The organism is Streptomyces sp. NPDC031466 (genome assembly GCF_055581265.1).
Window position 1 is genome coordinate 1 of sequence record NZ_JBVIJT010000034.1, and the last position, 1,275, is coordinate 1,275.

Below are 1,275 nucleotides of genomic sequence, written 5' to 3' on the forward strand. Positions count from 1 at the left end.
GACCGCTTCGTGTCCGGCGAGGGCGGCTTCGATCTCCCCGAGCTCGATGCGGAAACCACGGATCTTGACCTGGTCGTCGTTGCGGCCCAGGTACTCCAGGGACCCGTCCGCCAACTGCCGCGCCAGATCACCCGTCTTGTACATCCGCGCCCCGCCACGACCCCGGAAGGGATCCGACACGAACCGCTCGGCGGTCAGCTCGGGGCGGTTGAGGTAACCCCGCGCCACGCCTTCACCACCGACGTACAACTCACCCACGGCACCGACCGGAACCGGCCGACCGTGCTCGTCCAGGACGTAGATCCGCAGGTCCGGGATGCGGTGACCGATCGGACTCGCCGAACCCTCCGTGTCCGCCCGCGACAACTCCCGGTAGGTGACATGAACCGTGGTCTCAGTGATCCCGTACATGTTCACCAGACGCGTCCCACGATTGACCGCACGCCGCATCCACGGCTTCAACGCCGCGACATCCAGCGCCTCACCACCAAAGACCACCGCCCGCAGACAATGCGGAGCCCCCTCCTCACCCTGCGCCGCGATCAACTGCCGGAACGCACTGGGCGTCTGGTTCAACACCGTCACACCAGCCGCACACACCAACTCATAGAACTCACGCGGACTCCGCGTCACCGCCTGCGGCACCACCACCAGACGCCCGCCGTACAGCAACGCACCCCACATCTCCCACACCGAGAAGTCGAACGCGAACGAATGGAACAACGTCCACACATCCGACTCCCCGAACCCGTACCAGCCATCCGTCGCCGTGAACAGACGCGTCACATTCCGGTGCTCGACCATCACGCCCTTCGGCGCCCCCGTCGACCCCGACGTATAGATCACATACGCCAGGTCACCAGGCCCCGAACCCTTCTCCGCCCGATCCAGGTCCGTATCGGGCAACCCGGCCCACACCCCGGCATCCACCCGCACGTCCACCACCGGGACGTCCGGGACGGCAAGGCCGTCGGGCAGTCCGCCGTCCACGACCAGGACACGCGGGGCACTGTCCCGCACCACGTGGTCGAGTCGCTCGACGGGCGCGGCCGGGTCCATCGGCACATAGCCGCCGCCCGCCTTCAGGACCGCGAGCACGCACACGACGATCCACTCGCTGCGCGGCAGGCACAGTCCGACCCTGACGTCGGGCCCCACACCCAGGTCACGCAGGTGGCGTGCCAAGCGGTTGGCCCGGGCGTTCAGTTCGCCATACGTCAGCGCACGGCCCTCGAACTCCACCGCCACCGCGTCCGGCGCACCCGCCACCACACC

1 protein-coding gene is annotated in these 1,275 nt (G+C 68.1%); it reads right to left on the bottom strand.

Features of this window, described 5'->3' with window-relative positions; genetic code table 11:
* A partial coding sequence (locus ACZ5GP_RS33960) for an amino acid adenylation domain-containing protein (protein ID WP_468754522.1) occupies positions 1 to 1,275 on the bottom strand: 1,275 nt, incomplete at both ends.